The following is a 14,801-nucleotide window of genomic DNA, read 5'->3' as shown; positions in this document are numbered from 1 at the left end:
TTCACCTCCCCGCCGCTTCGATGGCCTTGGCGAAAATCTTCTCGGCGTTCGGCGTCGCGGGGCCGCCGATGAGCGCCGTGGTGCCCCAGAACACGCCGCCCGGGAGCCACGCCGCGGCCCGCTCGCGCCGCACGCTGAACGCCGCGACGAGTTCGCCCCTCGCGAACAGCAGCACCTGCCCGAGCCGGTCGAGGACGGCCCGCCACGCACCGGCCGCGGCCCCCTCGCCGACCGGGAACCGTGCCGGGTCGTACTCCACAGCGGCGAACGTGCGGGCGCTCGCTGGCAGCGGCACCTTCGGCTCGGGGAAGTTGTCCCACCCCAGCGCGAGCGAGTAGCGCAGTTCGCCGTTGGAGACGCGGAACGTGTGCGCGAACGTCCCGATGGCGACGACGAGGCGGAACGGCTCGGCGTCGAGGCGAACGTCGAGGGCGTTGTGCAGCGCCGCGTGCGGGGCCGTGGCGAGCGCCCGGCTCACATCGCTCGTCGCGGAGACGATCACCGACCGCACCGCGTCGCGTCGCGCCAGGAACCGGCCGTCGGCCGAGAGCGCGAAGGCGTTGCGGGCCGGGTGCGTGACCTCGCCGATCACGTTCCCGTCCGGCCCGCGGAGCAGCACGAGCTTGCGGTCGGACCCCTTCACCAGTGCGAGAGCGAGGACCGAACCCGCGAGCTGCGCCCGGTGAACGGTCGCCCCTTCGAGCAGCGGCTTCCCGTCGTTAAGCGGCTCGCACACCGTCGGCCACTCCGGGTCGGCGTACCGCACGCGGCAGGCGGTCCGAGCGATCCCCAGGAACGGTTGACCGGCGACGGGCTTCGCGGGATCGACCGACGCGGTGATGAGGGGCAAGTTGTGCGGCGGCGTGTCGCCCGTTGCGGAACGCGCCCAGGCCACGCGCGCGCGGCTCACGAGTTCCGACGAACCGCCCATCAGGTCGGGGGACCGGCCGCTCGTCCCGAGGTCCAGCGCACAGCCGGTGACGGTGTCCGCCCGCACGGCAATGCAGTGCAGGTCCGGGTAGGCGTACCACCGCGCGTCGTGGAGCGCCGGGCCGAGCGCGTGGACCGTGACCGTGCGCGTCGTGCGGTCGTAATACGCCGCGATCTGCTCCCGGCGGCCCGCGGGGCCGATCCGCCCGCACACGACCACGCCGCCGGTTATGCCGAGGACGGCATCGACCTCCTGGAGTGTGGTGCCGCCGTGAACCGCCCGCGGGAGCACCTCCGGGGCCGAGCCGTCGAGAGCGAGGCCGTGCAGCACGCCGTTCGCGCCAGCGATGACGCACCACTCGCAATCGGCGTCGAACCCGAACTGGTGCGGCTCGGCCACCAGCCCCGTGCGGAACGGGAACGGCACCGGCTCGACCGGCCCGTTCCACTCGCTGACCGCCCCGAAGACCGGCCGCGGCGCGCCGAGTTCTTCGTCGGGCCGCGCCGCTTCGGCGGCGTCGAGATCGACGCGGAACGTGCGGATCGTCGCGACGCCCCCGGCGGTCCACTGGCTCAGTTCGGCGCGGCCGCGGTCGTCCACCGCGAGGGCGAACACGCGGTCCCCGGGCCGCTGCTCAAGCTCGTCGGATACCGACAGGCCGGGAACGCTCCGCGGGTGCGTCAACAGGATGACGTCTCGCGGACCGGTGCCGGCGTCGGGGTCGCGGAGCGCCCGGGCGAGGCACGCCGCGGGGTCGGGCGTGAGGTCGCTCGCTTCGAGCACCTCGGCGACCGCTTCGGGCTCCGGGCCGGTCACGTCGACCGGCCCACGGGCCGACGTCGCGTGCAACTTCACCGACGCGCACCGCTTCGCCCGCGGCGCGAGGAGCGAGAGCGCCGCCGCGGCGAGTGCGAGCCGCACGCTGCCCCAGGTTCGCACCCCCTGGTCGAGTACGATCACGCGCTCCGGCACCGCCGGCTGGTGCGGTTCTTCCTTCTGGAAGTAGAGCAGTTCGTGCGACGCGAACCGGCGGATGAACTCGTCCGGGTCGAGGGCGAACTGCGTCGGCAGCAGTTGCTCGGGCTCGCCGCGGGTGGTCACGTCGCAGTACCCGCCCTGCGGCGGCGCGTCGGGCGAGCGGCGGCGCGGCGGGAGCGTCAGCCCCGCGTCGAGCGCCGGCACCAGCACCGCCGCGCCCACGAGCCGCTGCCGCTTCCGCGCGAGCGCCAGCAGCCGGGCCACGCGGGCCGGCAGCGCTTCGGCTTCTTCCGCGAGCTTCTCGTAAGCGGCGCTCGGGCCGGTGCCGTGCGTGAGCCACTGCCTCAGGTCGTCGTCGGTGAGTCGCACCAGTCGCGAGGCGACGTAGCGGTCGAACTCGTCGGGCGTGAGTGGCGGCTCCTCCGGGGCGGTCCGGGCGTGCTCGCCGTACATCCGCAGGCACTGCAGCGCCGCCGCGATGTCGTCGGTCGAGACACCGGCGACGCTGCCGGGCAGCCCGCGGCACAACTCGGCGGCCAGGAGCCCGACGTTCCGCCGGCCCACCCCGCCGCGGGTCGCCTCGAACGCCCGCCGGAGCGGGGCGAGGCCCGGGCCGCGGTCGCGCTTCATCGCGTCCAGGACCGCCAGCACGAACGCGAACGGAGGCACCTGCGGTGCGGCGAACACGCCGTCGAGGATCGACCGCAGTTCCTCGGCGAACGCGAGGACGCTCTCGTCGTGCCGCTCGATGGCGTCGCGGCCGCGGCCCCAGCGGATGCCGAGCGCCTCGGCGTAGGCCCGCGGAACGGTGAGGTACGCGTCGGCGCGGTCGAGGCTGTTCATGACGGCGCCGCCCCGAGCCGCACCCCGGCCCGCGTCAGCGGCTCGAACGCGCCCTTCGGGACCACTTCCGCACCCGCCTCGTCCAGAAGGAGAAGCTCGTCCGGTTCGGCCCCGCACGCCTCGCGCAGCGCCGCCGGCGGTAGCTCGGGATCGGGCCGGAACCCCACGGGAACGAGGACGGTCGTGCCCCAGAACCGGACCGCTCCGGCGAGCGACGGGAGCCGCGGACCGAGCAGGACCGCCCGGTCGCCGCAGCGGGCCGCTCGAACGGCCGCGAGTTCGGCGGTGGTCGCGACGTCGGCCCACTGCACCAGCGATTCGACCGGGCAGACGAGGGCGGTCGCGGGTCGCGGTTCGCCGCCGCGAACAATTCCCAGGACCGCGGGGCGGGTCGCTTCGCGCGGCGGCGCGGCCTCGAAGCGCCCCGGCACCAGCACGGCCGCGACCGGCAGGCCGTCGCCCTCGGGCGGCACGTCGGAGGTCGGCAGCGTGCTCCCGAGCTTGCGCCACACGCCGCGAAGGTGCGTGAAGAACGTCACACCCGGCACCGGCAGCAGGCACCGCACCACGTCGGCGCTCCCGGCCGGCCAGCGAATCCACGTGGTCGCGCCGGTCGCGTGAACGCGGACGCCGCTGCGGTCGCGGACGGGCGCGAGCGAGTCGAGGTGTTCGGCGGGGATGCGGGCCGCGACGACGTCGCGCCACCGGTCGACGGGCGTCATCCGAGCTTCTCCAGGAGCTTCGCGGAGCGGCCCAGAAGGTGCGAGCGTGCGGCCGAATCGGCGACCCACGAGGCGCGGTCGGCGACGGCCTGCACCCGCTCGCGGAGCCGGGCCAGTTCGACGAGCTTCAGTCCGGCCGCGAGTTCGCGATCGGCGGTTTCCAACTCGCCCGCCAGCGAATCGGCGTCCACCGATTCGGGCCGGCGGGCGCGGGCGTGCGGCCGGTCGGCGTCCGGGGCGCGTTCGAGGACGCCCGACACGAGCGTCCCGAGCGGCCCGATCTGCTCGGCCCGGTCCCAGACGTACCGCAGCACCCACAGGTCGGACGGGTTCGCCGCGGTGCGGCCGCACATCACCGCCGACGCCGCGACCAGCTTCAGCACCTTCACCGCCCGCCGGTCCGACAGCGCCACGCCGAGGTCGCGGACCTTCGTGACGGCGTCGGCGTAGGGCTCCAGCACGACCGCGAGGTCCACGGCCTTCGTGCGGCGGGCGAGGTCGCGGAGGTCGTCGGCGGTGGGTGCGTTGGGGCTCTCGGTCCGGTGCTTCCCGTCGCGCTCGATGGCCCACCCCGCTGCGAGCAGCCCCGGGAGCTGCGCCGCCGGCAGCGCGTCCACCTTGCACCGGAGCAGGAAGCGGTCGAAGAGCGCCTGGAGCGCGTCGTCCTCCGGGAGGTGGTTCGACGCCGCGAACACGCTGAGGAGCGGGAGCCGGTGGGTCTCGGCCCCGCGGCGGTAGACCCGCTCGTTCAGCACCGTCAGGAGGTTGTTGAGGATCGCGCTGTTGGCGTTGAACAGCTCGTCGAGGAACGCGAACTCGGCCTCGGGCAGCATCCCGGTGGTGACCGTCGCGACGACGCCGTCCCGCAGGCGGGCGAGGTCGACCGGCCCGAACAGCTCGTTCGGCTCCGAGAACCGCGTGAGGAGGTACTCGAAGTACCGGCACCGCACGGCCCCGGCGAACTCGCGGACGAGGAGCGACTTGGCCGTGCCGGGCGGGCCGTACAGGAACAGGTGCTCGCCCGCGACCACGGCGAGCGCGATCAGGTCGATCACCTCGTCGCGGCCGACGAACCGGCCCTTCAGGGCGTCGGTCGCGTACTGGCGGAGGCGGTCCGCGGGGGCGTCAGGCATGTGGCTCCGGCTCCTCGGGCGGCGCGGCGGGTAGCGGCTTGCCCAAGCCATGATAGACCCGCTCGGCCCGGTCCCTCGCCGGTGACGAGACAGGCACCCAGCCGGCGCGGCCGCCGGTTGTGGCGAGCCGCTCGGCGTAGAGCAGTTGCAGCCCCGCGTGGCCGCCGAACTCGGGGGCGGATGTGGGCGCGCCGTTCAGGTCCGCCAGCACGCCCGACAGGGGCCACTCGCGCAGCAGTGCTTCGATCAGACGCGCGAGAACGCCGCCGGGTTCGCGGAGGCGGGCGCGGCGGTGAACGGCGGGCAGGAGTCGCAGTGCGACGTCGGCCGACAGGTGCGCCGCGGGCGACGGGTTCGCGGCCAGCGTCAGCGTGACGGGTGAGGTGTCTTCCGGCGGCCGCACAAGAAACCAGCACGCCCGCGCCAGCGCGACGGCCGCGTCGCGTGCGGCTGCGGCATCGAAGGTCAGCGGCGGGCCGGCGACGTCGAGCGCGTGCGTGGCGAACGCGGCGCGCAGGAGTTCGTCGACGTCGGCGTGGTGAGCCGGGAGCAGCGCCGCCGGCGCGTCCAGAACGGACTCGCCGAGCGAGAGGGTGCGTTCGAGCCAGTCGCGGAACGTCGGCATGGCGGTGCGTCTCGGGTCCCGGCCATGGTAGCACGAAACCCGGGCGCCCGCAGTGAGGGGGAGGTCACTTTCGCGGGAACGGGAAGAACACGCTCCCGCCGGTGTTGCCCGGTGGGATCAACCCGGGGAACGCCTTGTCCAGTTCCTTCTGGAGCGCGGCCTGGCCGACCTCCTTGGCGACGCTCTGGGCGAGCTTCGCGACGGCGGCCTGGAACTGTTTCTGGTCCAGGGCGGGGGCCGCGAGCGTCCCCTTGATCGGGACCGTGACGCGCTTCCCGGTCATCGCCTTCGCGAGCGCCGGCGCGTTCTTGAACCCCGGGAGCCCGCCGGGGATCGGCACGTCGGCCACCAGGTCGAGGGTGTTGTCGAACCCGACCGAGCCGGTCGTCTTGACGATGTACCCGCCGACCTTGATGTTCAGGTTCTCGTGGTGGACGCGGCCCCGCTCGACCCGCACCGGGACCGTCTGCTCGTTCGCGAGCGTCATGGTGCCGCTGTCGGCCCCGAGCAGCTTCGCGACCTCCGTGATGACCGGCCCGCCCGTCACCGTCGCCTTGTGGACGATCAGGTTGCCGCGGACCGTGGCCTGCTGCGGGTCGTTCAGCGGCACCCGGTTGTCGTCGAGCACGAACGACACCTCGCCCTCGGCCTTCCCGGAGTTGGCGACCGCCGGGAGGGCGTACCCGATGGCCCCGGCGCACACCGCGGGCGTGAGTTTGGCGCGGTCCACGACGAGCCCCTTGGCGAGCGTCAACTCGCCGGGGGCGGGGACGAACCGGGCGGTCGGGTGGACCGCGACCTTCCCGCCGCCGAACGTCCCGCTGACCGGCGCGAACTGGGCGACGCCGTTCGCGAGCTTCGCCCGGAGCGCGCCCGGCCCCATCGCGAACCCGTGCGTCTGGAGCGAGTCCCACCCGAGGCCGAAGTCGCCGGTCGCGGCCGCGAGCACCGACGGCGGCACCTTGGCCCCGGGCGTCACCGGCGGCGTGAGGCTCCCGGCGAAGGTGACCGGCTTCGTCCCGGTGCCCGTGATCGTGAAGTTCGGCCCGAACGCTTCGCGGAGCTTCGGGGTGAGCTTCGCGTAGTCGTAGGTGACCGTGCCGGCGAAGTTCGCGTCGGTGGTCGTCTCGAACCGGCCGATGCTCCCCGCCGCGGCGAGCGCCAGGCCGGGCCGCTCGACCTTCGCGGCCTTCAGCGCGACCGTGTCGGTGGACTGGGTGTACCAGCCGTCGGCCTCGACCCGCATCGCCGGCTCGGCCCAGGCCGGGTCGGCCCGGAGCCCGAGGAAGAAGTTGGTCACGTCGAGCTGCCCGTTGAACGTGGTCACGTCGCCCGAGTAGCGGAACTGGATCGGCCCGGTGGCCCGGCCGTACACCGAGGTCGGGCCGGGCGCGTCGGCGAACATGCCGAGCGTGCGGCCGAGGCGGTTCAGGTTCGCCGCCGCCGGCCCGCCGCCGTACACGACCGTCGGCCCGACCTGCGGGGCCTCGATGACGAGCTTCCCGCGGGCGACGCTGAGCGGGGCCGACGTGATCGTGAAGTTGTCGAACGTCGTGGTGCCGGCCTTCGTGTTCACCGTCAGGTCCGCGACCGCCGCCATCTTCGGCTCGTCGATGTCGAGGCCCGCGCCCCGGAACCTGGCGTTCTCGATGCTCAGCGACAGTTGATCGACGTGCAGCGCGTCGGGCGCGAGCCGCACCGTGCCGCGGGCGGTCGCCGCGCCGCCCATCTGGTAGCCGTTGAGCGTCGGCACCACCGCCCCGACCCGCTTCTTCCAGCGGCCCAGGTCGCCGGACGCCCTCGCGTCGAATTTGCCGGTGCCGAGTCGCCTCGCGTCGGCGATCGGCTCGAGGAGCGCGAGGTCGAGTTCGTCGCCGCCGGCGGTGCCGGTCAGTTTGGCGGTCGACACGGTCACGTGCCCGGCGTCGGTCGCCGTCCCGGTGGCCGTGAGGTGCAGCTTGAGCGCCGGCTCGCGGAGCCCCTTGCCGGTGCGGTCGAGGCAGGCGAACTGCTTCAGCTCGACGCCCGCCTCGGCCTTGAAGTCGTTCGTGGCGCTCCGCGACGCGACCACCCACGCGGCGGCCTCGCCCTGGAGGTCCACGCCGCCGAGGTCCACGAACTCTGACAGCCGGTCCGAGAGGCGGTCGAGGTACACGTTCGCCGCGGCCCGCACCGAGTCGCCGGTCACCTTGGCGTTCACGGCGATGAAGTCCGACTTGCACACGAGCTTGTCGAAGGTGGGCAACGCGCCGGCCCTGGCCCGGCCGACGAACTCGACCGCCAGCGGCTCGTCCCAGCGGAACTCCTGCCCGCCGCGGACCGCCTTCAGGGCCGACGTGGTGACGCTGCCGCTCCACGCGGTCCCGCCGGCGTCGGCGTGGCTCTCGACGCTGAGCGCGACGCGGCCCTCGCGGACCTCCGTTCCCGGGCGGATCTGGAGCACCTTCGGAAGCACCGCGGCGAGCTTCGCGATGTCCACGCTCGCGTCCAGTTGGACCCCGGGGCGGTCGAGGAGCTTGTCGAGCGACTCGGGGTCGAAGGTGCCGGCGACGCGGACCGTTCCCAGGTCGCACGTCAGCGCGGCGCGCTCGACGCGGAGCGTGCCGCCGCTCACCGACGCGCGCACCGGGAGGTCGGCGCTCGCGAGGCGGAGGGTGTCCCCGGCCAGCGCCGGGGCGGTGACCACGAGCCCCTTCACGCCAAGCGTGCCGTCAACGCTGCCGGCCCCCGCACCGACAACGACCGTGAGGTCCGCGGTGAGCGCGCCGGCGACGGCGAGCTTCGGGTCGGCGCGGCGGAGCAGGGGGGCGAGCGCCTCCAGGGCGAAGTCGCTCGTCGCGACCCGCACGCGGCTCGGCTCGCCGATCGACGCCTCGACTTCCACCCGGGTCGGCGCGTTCGCCGTCAACGTGATCGCGACCGGCTCGGACCGCGCCGCGGGAACGCTCACCGCGGCGTCGATGTCGCGGAACTCGCTGAACCGGCCCGTGTCGGCGTCGCGGACCGTGAGCGTGCCGTCCACCACCCGCAGGTTGATCGGCGTGCGCGGGGCGCTCGACGGCGGGGTGGTGTCGGCGATCAGTTTCTGGAGAACCGTTTCGAGGTTGCTCGTGTCCTTCTCGCAGACGACCTCGACGACCGGCCCCGTGACGACGATCTCGCCGAGGTCGCCGTGGTCGCGGATCAGCGCTACGAGCGTGCGGCCGACGGTCACCTTCGGGACGTGCGCGACGACGCGGCCCTGCGGGTCGGTGAGGGTGACCCCGCGGAGTTCGACGTTCGAGAACCAGCCGAGCGAGGCGTCGCCAATGTCCAGAGAGCCGTTCAGGTCGCCCGCGGCGGACCGGGCGATGCGGTTGCGGAGTGATGTCTTCGCGACGACGGCCGGGGCGAACCACACCGCGAGGAGCAGCACCGCGAGCGGGCCGATGAGCTTGAACCGCCACTTGCGGCGGGCGGCGGGCTGGGGTGCGCTGGGGGCGGGCGTCGCGGGGTCAGACATGCTCGGCGTCCTGCAGCGTGCGGGTCGGGCCGCGTCCGGCGGCACCGGGCAGGATTAGAGCTTGAAACCGCCGGGCGGGCAACGCCAAGTCTCGGGGCGCTCTCATTGATTCGGCGCGCCCGCGCCACCCCTCGCCGATGAACTCCGATTTCGCCAAATCAACATAATTCTTGCGGACAAATTTCAATTTGAGCAACTGGCCGAGTTGTAAAGTCAGATGTGTCCGTTGTTTACCGTTAGTGCCTGGAGGTACTTAATGGCTCGGCCCGAACGGGCGAACTCCGGACGAACTCGTCACCGAACCGGCGGTCCGCAGTTGAACGAGTGGCGAGTCGCGCCAAGTCCGGTTGATCCGTACAGGTGTGTTTGACCTTCCCCTGGTGGAGGCGGTCGCCACGAGTCCTCGAGTGGCGGGTGGGGGAGGCGTGAACACCTCGTCCCGCGTCCCCCACCCGGCTCACAGAGCCTCGCCACCCTCCCCCACCAAGGGGAGGGCAAAAACACACGGCGCGACGGGCGGGCGTGGCTCGCCTCACTTCCCGAGGGTGTCCTTGAACAGCGCGAGCATCGCGGCCCACGACTTCTCGTCGGCCGCCTTGTCGTACTTCATCCCCTTGATCATGTGCTTGTCGGCCGCGGGCACGGTGAAGCTGTGGACCACGCCGGGGAACGCCTCGAACGTGTACTTCACCTTGGCCGCGTCGAGCGGCTCCTTGAACGCGGTCACCGCCTTCTCGGGGACGAACGGGTCGTCGGCCCCGTGGGCGAGGTACAGCGTCGGCTTGATCGCCTTCGCCTCGTCGGCCGTCGGTGCCGGCAGCGCCGCGTGGAACGTGGCGACGGCCTTGAGGTCCGCCCCCGCGTAAGCCAGTTGTAGGCAGGTGCTGCCGCCGAAGCAGTACCCGATCGCCGCGAGCTTGGCGGGATCGACGTTCGGCTGCGAGGCGAGTTGCTTCAGCCCGGTCTCGGCCCGGCCGCGCCACGCCTTGACGTTCTCGCGGACGGTCGTCGCCATCTTGCGGGCGTCGTCCGGGTGGTTCACCGTCTTCCCCTCGCCGTACATGTCGCAGGCGAACGCGACGTACCCGAGGCCCGCGAGCTGCTTGGCCCGGTCGCGGGCGTAGTCGTCGAGCCCCCACCACTCGTGGACGACGAGGACGCCGGGGAGCTTCCCCTTCAGCGCGTCGTCGTAGGCGAGGAGGCCCTTGAGCTTGGTGCCGTCGTGGTCGTACTCGACCACCCTGGTGACGACGGCCGCCGGTGCGGGGCCGGCGAGCAGTGCGGCGGCCGCGACTGCGAGTGCGGTGCGGAGCATGGTGCGGTTCCCTCGCGGGGTGGGTCCGAGTTGGGTTGATTGCTGACTGTAGCCGGCCTCTGTGAGGCCGGTGCCTGGGGATTCCCAACCGCCCGGCCTCACAGAGGCCGGCTACAGATCAACCCGACCCGGGGTGGGGTCAAGCGCGGCCCCGAAACGCGGACGGGACCGCCACACTCAGTGTAGCGGTCCCGTCCAGGTGCTGTGCGGGCGCGGCTCAGCCGGCGACGTCGCCCGCGACCCGTGCGATGGTTTCGTGCGTGAGGGCGAACGCGACCTGGTCGCGGCCGGGCTCGGCCTTGCTCGCGGTGAACCGCCGCAGCACCGCCTCGGTCGTGCCCTGCAACCAGACCTCGTAGTACGCGAGGTTGTCGGCCTTCTTGGCCGGCGCGACGCTGCGGAGCACCGCCTCGTCGCGGGCGGCGTCGATCTCGTGGACCTTCAGGGGCTCCATGAGCCCGCCGACCCGTGCGGCGACGGCCGCCGCCCAGGTCGCGACCGTCAGGCCGGCCGGGGGCGCCGCGGTGCGGGTCAGTGCGACCTCCCACACGAGGCACGAGAGCGAGTCGGCCTTGTCGGCGGCGACCCGGACGTCCCAGCCCGCTGCCGGAAACGCCTCCGCCCAACTGTGCCGCCCCGCGCCGGCGGGCCGCCACTCACTTAACTTTGGAAGGAGCGTTTCGGGAAGCGTCATTGGTCCCTCCGATGGCTTGTTGCGTGTGGTCGGTTCCGTCAAAACTCATGACGGTTGGTTGTCCGTCGAACAGTGTCTCGAGATGCACAGGGCGTGCCCAAATGAACTGTACGTTCGCCAACGTGTCCCTCGCCTCGTCCCCCTTCAAATCTACCCCATTGTGTTCGTGCCGCAACAGCAGTTCGCCGCGGTTGCGGTAGTTGCCGTCGACCACGTAGATCCACGGCTTGCCGAAGTTCGTGAGGCTGAACAGGAGACGCTGCTTGACCTTCTGGAATTCACGGCTCTCGACGACGTAGTTCGCGCCGGGCTCGTTGTAGTTGAACGAGAACAGGCCGTGCTCCTTGCAGAACTCGGGCGTCAGGAAGGTATCGATGAACGTGATGTCGTTGTGGATCTTGCGCACCTCGAAGATCTTCTTCCGGCCCAACCCGGCCCCGGTGTCCCACTTGCGCTTCCGCTCCATGTCGTCGCAGTTCTCCCAGTCGGGTCCGAACTGGCCCATGTTCCAGCGCCGCTCGATGTCGCGCAGGAGTTCGATGCCGACCTTGTACGGGTTGAGCCGCCGCGAACTCGTCGCCATCGTCCCCGAGTGGTGGTCAGCATAGTCGATGACCTCCGACGGTTGCAGGATCTTCTGCGTCATCATCGTCGAGTGCCAGAAACTCGCCCACCCTTCGTTGATGATCTTCGTTTGACCTTGAGGATAAAAGTAGTAGGCCTCGTCGCGGATGATGCTCAGGATGTCCCGCTGCCAGTTCTTGAGCGGGGCGTGCTCGATGAGGAACAGGAGCACGTCCTTCTCGGGCCGCTCGGGGAAGTGGGCGACCCGCTGGTCCTTGAGGTGCTTCCGCTCCTCGTCCTCGGCCTTGAGCGTGGCGCGGGGGTTGATGTAGTCGGCCATGTACCCCTTGGCCTTGAACCGCCGGGTGTGCGACTCCTCGGCCTCGCCCTCGGCCGGGGCGGGGGAGAAGTCGTACTTCGAGTGGTCGTCGCGGCGCTTGATGGCGACCGAGTGGATGTCGATCAGGTCGTCGATCGACATGCACTTGTCGAGGAACGCCTCGACCTCGTCCTCGCCGAACCGCTCCACGTAGTGCCGGATCCGGGCCGCGTGGTTGGCGATCTCGTCCATCATCTTCCGGGTCGTGTGCCCGAAGTACGCGTTGTTCTTGAAGAAGTCGCAGTGCCCGTAGACGTGGGCCATCACGAGCTTCTGGTCGACGGTGTGGTTGCACCGCATCAGGTACGCGTAGCACGGGTCGTTGTTGATGACCATCTCGTAGATCTTCGACAGCCCGTACTCGTACCCCTTCTTGAGGTCCTCGTACTGCATGCCGAACGACCAGTGCGGGTACCGGGTGGGGAACCCGCCGTAGGCGGCGATCTCGTTCAGGTCGTCGGCGTCCACGACCTCGAAGATGGTCTCGTAGAAGTCGAGCCCGTACTCGCGGGCGTACCCCTCGATCTCGTCCTTGAGCACCCGCAGGTGCGGCGGCAGGTTCGTGTTGTAGAAGCCGAGGTGCATGGTTCGCTCCGCGAGTACGGCCGTCCGTCGGATACCCCATCATACCCCAGTCGGGGTGTCATTTCTGCTCCGGGCCCGGGGCCTGCCACCGGCCGCCCCATTCCAGGTACAGGGTCATCAGCAGGTGCTCCCACTCGCGGCGGGTGCGGGTCGCGGGGAACGGGTCGGCCCGCACCGCCGCGGGGGCCTGCGCCACGATCTGCACGGTGCCGTCGGCGCGGATCCTCCCGAGCCGCCACGGCCGCCAGCCGTAGTGGTTCTCCGGGTCGATCAGCAGGCGGGCGCTGGGGCCGTCGAACTCGATCCCGCCGACGGCCCGGAGGACCTCGACCGGGTCCGGGGTGCCGGCCCGGGTCGCCGCCCGCGCCCAGATGTGGACCCCGCTGTACGCCGCGGTCATGTTGTCCGTGACCACCCGCTGGTCGCCGAACCGCCCCTTCACCTTGGCGAGGAACACGCGGTTCTCCGCGCGGTCGAGTTCCTGGAAGTAGTTGGCCGCGAGGTAGTCGCCGGCCACGAGCTTCGGGTCGAACCCGATCAGGTCGTGCTCGGTCAGGGTGATCGAGAGCGTGGGCGTCGCGTCGGCGGTGACCCCCCGGCGGCGGAGCTCGCGGTAGAACGGGAAGTTGCTCCCGCCGTTGAGGATGTTGATGATCGCGTCGGGCTTCGCGGCGGCGATCGCGTCGACCACGGCGGCGAAGTCGCTGGTGCCGAACGGGACGAACCGGGCGTCGACGATCTCGCCGTCGCGGAGCACGTCCCGCAGGTGGTCGCGGACGACCTCGGTGGTGCACCGCGGGGAGACGAGGTCCGAGCCGACGACGAACAGCCGCTTCTTCCCGAGCGTCTTGACCAGGTACTCGATCGCCGGGAGGTGCTTCTGGTTCGGCACCGCCCCGGTGTAGACGATCCGCGGCGACTGCTCCAGCCCCTCGAACGAGACGGGGTAGAAGAGGAGCCCGTTGTCCCGCTCGACGGCCCCCATGACGGCCTTCCGGGCCGGCGACGTCATGCACCCGAAGATGACCGACACGCGGTCCTCGGCGAGGAGCCGCTCGGCGGCCCGCTGGAACTCGGCCGGGTCCGACTTGCCGTCCACGACGACGGCCCGGAGCGGCCGCCCGAGCACCCCGCCGGCCGCGTTCAGCTCGTCGATGGCGAACACGGTCGCGTCGATCAGCGGCCCCTCCTGGACCGCCATGGTCCCGGTCTGCGAGTGGAGCACGCCGATGAGGATCGGTTCGGGCGGGGGCGGGGCCGGGGGGAACACGCCCCGGACCCCGACCGCGACCGCGGCGAGGACGACGAGCCCGATCGCGGCCCACGCCGCACGGGACGCCCACCGCACCCGCCGGACGGTGCGACTGGTTGGGGAAATAGGGGCCGACCCGGACGACGCGGGGGAGGGGCCGGCCGGGATCCGGGCGACCGTCTCGCCGATGAAGTAGTTCCCGGTGGTGTGGCCCGTGGAGCACGGCCGCAGCGGCACGTCGTCCCCGACCGCGGCGCCGAGCACCTCCAGCGCCGCGGCCGCGTCGCGGGCCGACGCCGGGCGGCGGTCCCGCTTCTTCTTGAGCAGCGCGGCGACGAAGTCGGCCACGTCCTTGGGGATGCTCGGGTTGGCGCGGTCCACGCGGGGCGGGGTCTTGGTCGCCAGCGCGAGCATCACCGCCATCGCCGTGTTCCCGGGGAAGGGCAGGTTCCCGACGAGCATCGCGTACAGGACGCTGCCGAGGCTGAACAGGTCCGACCGGCCGTCGAGGTCGAGCCCGGCGGCCTGCTCGGGCGACATGTAGTTCGGCGTGCCCATGACGAGCCCGCTCGACGTCAGGTTCGTCTCGCCGGACGTGTGCCGGGCCAGGCCGAAGTCGAGGATCTTGACGCGGAACGGGGCGGCCGGGGCGCGGGCCGAGGGCCCCGAGGGCGGGCCGTCGCCGCGGGGGGCGGGGGTCAGGAGGATGTCGCCCCGGGACCCGCGCTCGGCCCCCCGCGCCTGTTCGAGCCACAGGTTCGCGGGCTTGACGTCGCGGTGGACCAGCCCCTTGTCGTGCGCCGCGGCCAGGCCGAGGGCCGTCTGCCGGGCGACCTCGAGCGCCTCGCGGAGGGTGAGCGGCGGCTGGCGGTCCATCCGGGCCTGGACCGTCTCCCCTTCGAGGAACTGCATGGCGAGGTACGGCACGTCGCCGGCGGCGATGTTGTAGATGGTGACGACGTGGTCGGACTGGACCGCGGCGGCGGCCCGGGCCTCGCGGAGGAACCGCTCGCGGCTGTCGCGGTCCCGGGCCAGCTCGGGGAGCAGCACCTTGAGGGCGACCCGGCGGGACAGGGCGACCTCCTCGGCCTCGAACACGACGCCCATGCCGCCGGTGCCGAGGACGCGCAGGACGCGGTAGTCCCCCAGCCGGCCGAGTTCGTCCGGTCCCGCGGGCGGTGAGAGGAACGGGTAGGGGCTGCCCCGGGGGGCGGGGTCGATCGACATTTCGCTGGTCGTCTCACACTCCCGGGGGTCGCTGGGGCTCATGGCTCACCT

9 protein-coding genes are annotated in these 14,801 nt (G+C 72.0%); all 9 read right to left on the bottom strand.

The genetic code is table 11. The features are described 5' to 3' along the window. Position 1: 1 nt before the first annotated feature. Entirely contained in the window at positions 2-2,752 is a 2,751-nt protein-coding gene (locus ACTIGN_RS00920) for a hypothetical protein (protein WP_439620513.1), read from the bottom strand. Then, complete coding sequence (locus ACTIGN_RS00915) at positions 2,749-3,474, bottom strand: hypothetical protein (RefSeq protein ID WP_439620512.1); 726 nt, start codon at positions 3,472-3,474, stop codon at positions 2,749-2,751. Before ACTIGN_RS00915 ends, ACTIGN_RS00920 begins: the two co-directional genes overlap by 4 nt. After that, complete coding sequence (locus ACTIGN_RS00910; protein WP_439620510.1) at positions 3,471-4,607, bottom strand: AAA family ATPase; 1,137 nt, start codon at positions 4,605-4,607, stop codon at positions 3,471-3,473. The genes ACTIGN_RS00915 and ACTIGN_RS00910 overlap by 4 nt, the downstream gene beginning before the upstream one ends. Then, positions 4,600-5,232: a hypothetical protein gene (locus ACTIGN_RS00905; RefSeq protein WP_439620509.1), complete on the bottom strand. Its 633-nt coding sequence runs from the start codon at positions 5,230-5,232 to the stop codon at positions 4,600-4,602. The genes ACTIGN_RS00910 and ACTIGN_RS00905 overlap by 8 nt, the downstream gene beginning before the upstream one ends. 64 nt (positions 5,233-5,296) lie before the next feature. Continuing rightward, positions 5,297-8,734 (bottom strand): hypothetical protein, encoded by a 3,438-nt coding sequence (locus ACTIGN_RS00900; RefSeq protein ID WP_439620507.1) that lies wholly within the window; start codon positions 8,732-8,734, stop codon positions 5,297-5,299. A 532-nt stretch (positions 8,735-9,266) separates the two neighbouring features. Beyond that, a complete protein-coding gene (locus ACTIGN_RS00895; RefSeq protein ID WP_439620505.1) occupies positions 9,267-10,049 on the bottom strand; it encodes a dienelactone hydrolase family protein in 783 nt (260 codons plus the stop codon). Between the two features lie 217 nt (positions 10,050-10,266). Then, complete coding sequence (locus ACTIGN_RS00890) at positions 10,267-10,743, bottom strand: hypothetical protein (protein WP_439620503.1); 477 nt, start codon at positions 10,741-10,743, stop codon at positions 10,267-10,269. Continuing rightward, positions 10,706-12,271 (bottom strand): SpoVR family protein, encoded by a 1,566-nt coding sequence (locus ACTIGN_RS00885; protein WP_439620502.1) that lies wholly within the window; start codon positions 12,269-12,271, stop codon positions 10,706-10,708. Before ACTIGN_RS00885 ends, ACTIGN_RS00890 begins: the two co-directional genes overlap by 38 nt. Before the next feature lie 58 nt (positions 12,272-12,329). After that, positions 12,330-14,750 (bottom strand): transporter substrate-binding protein, encoded by a 2,421-nt coding sequence (locus tag ACTIGN_RS00880; RefSeq protein WP_439620500.1) that lies wholly within the window; start codon positions 14,748-14,750, stop codon positions 12,330-12,332. Positions 14,751-14,801: the final 51 nt, after the last annotated feature.

Source organism: Gemmata sp. (assembly GCF_051859125.1).
In the GTDB taxonomy this organism is placed as follows: domain Bacteria; phylum Planctomycetota; class Planctomycetia; order Gemmatales; family Gemmataceae; genus Gemmata.
The sequence above is the reverse complement of the archived record's forward strand: the minus strand, read 5'-3'. Positions and strand labels throughout refer to the sequence as shown.